This is a genomic window from Bacillus sp. EB600 (assembly GCF_024494385.1).
Lineage (GTDB): Bacteria > Bacillota > Bacilli > Bacillales > Cytobacillaceae > JAEVLT01.
Window position 1 is genome coordinate 23,763 of sequence record NZ_JAEVLT010000048.1, and the last position, 6,402, is coordinate 30,164.

Below are 6,402 nucleotides of genomic sequence, written 5' to 3' on the forward strand. Positions count from 1 at the left end.
CTACATCCCCTTCTTTTCATCTGTCTTTCTTTGCATATATAACTTTAAATAGGGTTCGCCAAAGCTTCTAAGATGGGTAAGATACATGACAATTCCAATAAACGAAAGAAGTAGCCCTGCCACACCAGCAATCGATGCAAAGAAGATGACGATGTATTTCAACACTCGAACAGCATAATTTAACCCGCTTATGGGAATGGCAAAATTACAAATGGCCACAGCTGCAACGACAATAATCATAATATTGGATGCTAATGTTGCTTCCGTGGCAGCTGTTCCCAAAATTAGTCCTCCTACCGTTGTTGCTGCCCCACTGATAACTCGGGGGAGTCGAATACTAGCCTCAATTAAAAGTTCCATAAAAATTAACATAAACAGCACTTCCATATAAGATGGATAGGGTACTCCTAAACGACTTCCCGCAACGGATAAGGCAAGTTGCGATTGAAGAATTTCTGGATTAAAGGAGGTAGATGCTACGTAAAATCCCGGGAGAATGAGTGAGGTAAACAATCCCATATAACGAATGATTCTACTAAACTTTGTGACCCAGTATGAATTATAGTTGTCGTCCATCGCTGACATAAAGTCGAAAAAAACAGTAGGTGCAATGATGGTTGTTGGATTTCCATCTAAAAGTAAGACTACTTTTCCCCCAGAGAGGTTATAAACAATACGATCTGTTCTCTCAGTAATTATCATAGAAGGGAATAGGGAATACTTTTCTTCATTCATCATTCTTTGCAATTCAGCTGTAGATTGAACAATTGGCTCTTTAAGATTACTTATTTTTGTTTTTATTATTTGCAAGACAGCCTGATTAACTAAATCTCTGTCATAGATAACGGCCAATGATTGATTTGATTTTTCCCCAACCTCAAACATCTCAACTGATAGGGATGGCTGATGATATCTGTGTCGGATTAAATTTACATTCGTTTGTATATCTTCACTTAAGGACATTTGAGGTCCTTGTATGGTTGTTTCCAATAGGGTAGGTGGTACCGTGTTTGTATTTACGGTTTTCATGTCGAACATGAAGATAAGACCATGAATGCCCACTACCACACTACCTTTTGTTAACTCACCCAAAATCTGCTCTTTGGAGGTGGTCTCTTGTTGGTCAGGAAGGGAGGATAAATAGGCCCTCATATCATCTTCTGTGTCCATTTCAAAAAAAGGTTTGATGATCATTTGTTGAACTTTATCACCATCAACTAGGGTTTTGATGAAAAGAAGCTTCGCCCCTTTTTTTCGGTGTTCCAGGCGTTTTTCTATTAAATCGAAAGTTGGTTTTAATTGAATCGATAACCAATCAATCGTTTCTTTTGATTGGAATTTCCCATTTTCTATATCAAAGGTATCCATGAAATGTCCTCCAAGTTTGCAGAATCAATTATATGATTTACGAAAGGTGGTAGATTATTCATAATCTATATCATTCACTAGCTTGGCATAGGTGCAGAATGTGCAGTGTCATGTTACGGCTATTCTTGGGGATAGAATGTTAAAAAAGAAGCATTTGAAGGCTCAAGACTAAAGAGAAAGGATTACAAATGATAACCAATTGGGGATATACTAGTCCCTAGCGAAAGGGCACTTTTAACTTAGTCTGTTTCAATACCCTAAAAAGCAGCTCAAATGAAAGTAAACGTCAAAGTGTGTCCTGAATAGTTTCTTGTATCAAAAGGAGTGAAATCACGGGAAATTAATGCTTTGTAAGAGATGAGGGATGGCCCCTAGAAATCGGTATTCAGGTACAGGTTTCAAACCGCCTCTGGGTGCTGCAATCAAAAGTTGTGGTGCTGAGCGCAAATGGAAAAGGCTAACAAAAGGGTAGCAAGTAATACAAATACCCTTTAAGGGGTGGCAAAAGTGGTAAAGGTAATAGAGGCTTGAATTAAAATGAAAGCCAGCGCCTTTAGACGCTGGCCGGTAATATAGGCTTATAGCCGTTGTGCAAACCACCCGTTGGACGGGTGGTCATGATTTTATCCTCCGGTTGACTAAGTCAACTGGATGGGATAGGATGCAGAAACCAAAGGTAAATATAAAGGTTAGGCACTACAAGGACTATTATTCACTTGTTTATATTGCAATAAATCATTTAAGACTTGTTGATTAATTATTTGATTAAAATCAGAAGGAAACTCTAAGGAAAATCCTCTTCGGGAAGCAACAGAAATAATTACACCAAGTTCATAATACATAGTTTTTGTAATTATACCTTTTTCAATATTTTTAATAATTTCGTTGTAGAAACGAATAAGAAACTCAACAGGTAATTTTTCATAAAAATCCATTATTTGCTCACCTCTAAAAGAAAACGCTTACAATCTGTGTATCATAATTTTACCGGAAAATTATAAACAGATCAAATATTTAACATCTTTTAATTTGGGGATGAGCCAATACTAACAAAAAATTTTCAATTAAACTACGAGGCTGATAATATTGACGTTTGTCAGATCCGAAATGATAATTTTATAGTTTGTCCCCACTTTCTTTATTTGATCAACAGCATAAATAACCATATTTAGAACAGAAGCATTACGGACTGATCAGAAAGGAAAGGAGCCTTCCTCATTAGGGAAATCTCCTTTTTTATAAAATGAGATAAATCTGTCACCAAATTGTTCCTGTCCATTAACTAAACTATAAACGGTAATGATATAGTAAATGTGTTCACTTACCGTATCTCTGTCCGTCCAAACACTGATACCATATTTTTCTCTTAGTAAGAAGCCCGATCTGGAATAACGGGCTTCTTTGACGTTAGCTCTCACAATGTAAATATTATCTGCAAATTCTTTCACTTATTAGAAGACGAAGTAATCACACAATTTGTTCGTCTAATCGATAATTTCAGCAGCAAACATGAAGCCATTGAGTGGATCTAATCCATGATGGAAGAAGTAGAAGAAAGGAAAGAGGGGTAGCTCCTTCTTTTGTTGTTTAACTTTAAAAAGTGTATTGAAGAGCATGGGAAATTCATGGCTATCGCCAGGAATCGCGTCGCTCGCTTCGCTTTACTCCCAATGATTGAAAGGGTGCTGACGGCATTTAGGGGACATCTAATCCCCAAAAGCCGACTGCCTCCAAGTTGCGCAAGGAGACAGTACGCAATTTTTATTAGCAGTCTTTCTTCGAAATCTTTTTGATTAAAAATCTCTTTTTTTATTGAAAAGCTCGGCATCGAGCCTCGCCTTTCAACCGATGCTGCTCCCTTTCGGGGCCCGTTCGCCTCGGACGCTCAGGCCATGTTTTTAATGGCAAAAGGGCATCGAGCCCATTGCCATTAGGCGTTTTATACCTTCGGTATATACGACCGCCACGCTCGGACGGTAGTAAGCCTTCTTTGTTCTCCTCATTATAATGAATGGGCTTATGACCGCGTGAAGGGCGGGCGCCAGGCAAACAAAATCGGCAAAGCCAAGGGGAAGTAAGGAAGCAAAAAACGCTTCCCAACTGCCCCTAAGTCATTGGGATTCACCCGATTTACGCCCATCATTGCTTCCTTCTCAAACAAAGAAAGGAAGTGTTACATATGGAAAAGGTTTACGAAATTCAACGCATTAAACAAGTAATTCAGGAGGTAGAAGGAGGAGAAAATAGTAGGGGGCGGGACTAAAAAAAGTATGACTGATTGTTTAGTGCATACCTTAAGTTTAAAGATGTTAAGAGGTGGGTGAATCTTACTCTTATAAAACTGATAACAGCAAAAAAAAAGCGGGCTGTTGGGGGATGTTGACATATATGGATTCAAAGCAAAAAGAAGACAAATCACTACAGTGTCTAGTGGTTCGTCCTCATTTTCAATTACTATATTTTGCGTCTTGGAGTACAGAAAACAGTGTATCAACAGTCCAGTTGAGACCGCTCTTTTATCCAAAAGTTATTCTACTCTCTCAAGATTTCCGTTTTTGGCCATCTGAAATTTTGCCTTCTGATCATGATCTCTGTCTTGCAATGTAATCATTTTTCTAGCTCGTTCCATAATATCAATTAAGATGCGATAATCCTCTTCCATTGACTTGAACTTTTTTTCAAGTTTTTCATTTTCAACGACTAGTTCATATGTTTTCTTCTCTAACTCTTTTATTTTTTCCTTATCTCCCTGTTTGGAGAGTTCTGTCTTTTTGTACAGCTCATTCAAAAAACAGATGGTAGCCTGAAACGTTATTTCACCATTTTCTTTTTCTTCTTGAGAATATAGACTTGTTGCAGATTCAGAAGGTAATGAGGCTGGTTCGGGAAGGGTGGGTTGACTTTTTAATTGTTTCCACACTTTTTTGGCCGTTTCTATATCTGACTGATATTGTTTACGAACGGATGAATTCCAACGAAAACCGCACGCTGAGGCAGTACGGGAAAGACTTTTGCCGACTTCTTCAAATGCCTGTAGCTGTGTCCGGCCTTCTCTTAGATGCCGAAGCACAACTTCTGCAAGCAACAAATCATCATCCTGGGACCATGCATCTTGTCGTGTTGATGACATCAGAAAATCCCTCCTATTGTTTTTATACAATATTATGCCTCTGCTAGAAAGGATAGACTGATATTACTTCTTAGCTTTCCATCTATTTACCTTCAGAAAACAACTAACATAACAATCGTCTTTGTCTATGAAAGCCGGGCTTTTTTTACTTATCTACCAAAACAGCACACTGAATAGTTCAGGCAGATTATTTGGTTGTAAGTATTGCTGAAGTGAATTCATATCAATCTTAGGCTAGAAAGTAAGATTCAATGCTGTAATTACCCAATGAACAGTTAGGCCCCGCTTGTAAGATTAGCCGGAACACTATCAGTAATATTTCATCGGATAACGACTATTCTCCAACGCTTCCGACAATCAAAAAAATGATGAAAGTTATTCGCGAAGTAGGTCCGAGGGCTAAAACGGATGATTTCTTTGATATATATATAAGTTATCTGGTAGCAGATATCCGGAGAAGAAAAAGGAAAAAAGTTTTTAGAACATTTGTTCGTTTATTTTCTTTAAGTTATAATGTATCTATAACTGCATAAAGAGGTTAAAAGAAATGAATGTGACAATCGAAATACATTACACAGGTGACAGCAAAATAGCACAAAAAGGATCTTTCCCTTTAAGAGGAAAAAATTCCGTTCAAGTCGCCTTAGATTTTTGGAAGCCCTGTTCTAAGCTGTTTAAAAAACACAAAACAAAAACCATCCACATGGGATGGCCTGTCTGTTAACTGAGATGATGTTTTTTAAATGTCTTAATTTTACCCTGTTTGACTTTCTTCTACGGCCTGTTGCCAACTTGGGTAGTAATACAAAGCACTCCGCATTAAATCAGGATAAAGTTGTTTTACCTCTTTTTTCTTTAGAGTTTGACCTTCGTTCTGTAACTTCTGGATCTGAGTAATGACTTCCTTTGATGTTAATGGCACATCCAATCTTCATTCCTCCTTTTCCAAGTTCACATTATTATCTTGCCCTTTGGCTAACAACTGTAAACATATGGATATATTGCGTTGTCCTTATGTACAGCTTAATGACCCGGCTATGCCGGATAATCCCGAAATGGGAGTATTGAATATCTTAGCGCGATGTAATGAACAAAGTATGAATGAATTGTTAAGGTAGTGTTTAACTTATGTAACTTTTCTGAGTCCATAAAAATAAAACGCTCATAGGGAGTGTTTTTGACTGTCGACAAATTCGAAAAAATCGAGTTTGTCGGCGGTCTGCAACTAGCCTAAGGCTAGTTTTTTTCTTTAGAAATAACTATAAAAAGCCCTGATTGAAAATTTAAAAAATTGCGTTGGCCGGCAGCACTACAGGATGTAAGAAAGGGGAAAAGCATCCTTTCTAACATTCTGTACGTGTCGATTCGGCATTAAATGGACCGATAACCACGGAAAGTAAAGAAAGGTAAAAACATCTTTCTTAACTTTCCGTAGGTTCCTGTTCCATTTACGGCTAACGCCGCCATTCCGAACGAGCCGAAAATCAGAAAATCAAAAGATTGAAAGATCAAAAGAATAAAAGACAAAAGGAGAGCAGCCGAAACGGCTGCTCTTATTGTTTATTTTTCCCTTTTGCCTTCCGAATCGTTAAACAGCGCAAGTCTTCTAACCTTCCAGCCAGTAGGACACCCGAACCTTTCCGGCTGAAAGCTAAGAAGGCTAGTCAATGGGTCAAGGGGCAAAAAACTTTTTTGCTTAAGAACGCTACCGCAACAGCAAAAAACTTTTTGTGCGAAGAGCACCCTTGACCCATTGCCTATGCGTGTTTTTCGTTCTCCTTGCAAAAGACGAAAAATAATTCCCTTTGGGGAACTAACTCGCTTCGCAAGTCAAAAGAGAAAAGGGAAATCACAAAACCCAAACATCAAAGACCTAAAACCTATTAAAAATCAAAGGAGGAAAG

Annotated in this window: 4 protein-coding genes; all 4 read right to left on the reverse strand. The window is 38.1% G+C overall.

Annotated features, from left to right (window positions below):
- On the reverse strand, window positions 1–1,368 hold the full coding sequence (locus JN080_RS25690; protein ID WP_256238813.1) for a spore germination protein: 1,368 nt from the start codon (window positions 1,366–1,368) through the stop codon (window positions 1–3).
- Between the two features lie 689 nt (window positions 1,369–2,057).
- Window positions 2,058–2,303 carry a hypothetical protein gene (locus JN080_RS25695; RefSeq protein WP_256238814.1) on the reverse strand — a complete coding sequence of 82 codons (246 nt, stop codon included), beginning with the start codon at window positions 2,301–2,303 and terminating at the stop codon, window positions 2,058–2,060.
- 1,592 nt (window positions 2,304–3,895) lie between these two features.
- Window positions 3,896–4,498, reverse strand: coding sequence for an RsfA family transcriptional regulator (locus tag JN080_RS25700; RefSeq protein ID WP_256238815.1), 603 nt, complete (start codon window positions 4,496–4,498; stop codon window positions 3,896–3,898).
- A 754-nt stretch (window positions 4,499–5,252) separates the two neighbouring features.
- Window positions 5,253–5,426: a hypothetical protein gene (locus tag JN080_RS25705; RefSeq protein WP_256238817.1), complete on the reverse strand. Its 174-nt coding sequence runs from the start codon at window positions 5,424–5,426 to the stop codon at window positions 5,253–5,255.
- Window positions 5,427–6,402: the final 976 nt, after the last annotated feature.

Excerpts from the sequence above, each read along its gene's own strand:
- JN080_RS25690 (WP_256238813.1), bottom strand. The coding sequence starts at position 1,368 with ATGGATACCTTTGATATAGAAAATGGGAAATTCCAATCAAAAGAAACG.
- JN080_RS25695 (WP_256238814.1), bottom strand. The coding sequence starts at position 2,303 with ATGGATTTTTATGAAAAATTACCTGTTGAGTTTCTTATTCGTTTCTAC.
- JN080_RS25700 (WP_256238815.1), bottom strand. The coding sequence starts at position 4,498 with ATGTCATCAACACGACAAGATGCATGGTCCCAGGATGATGATTTGTTG.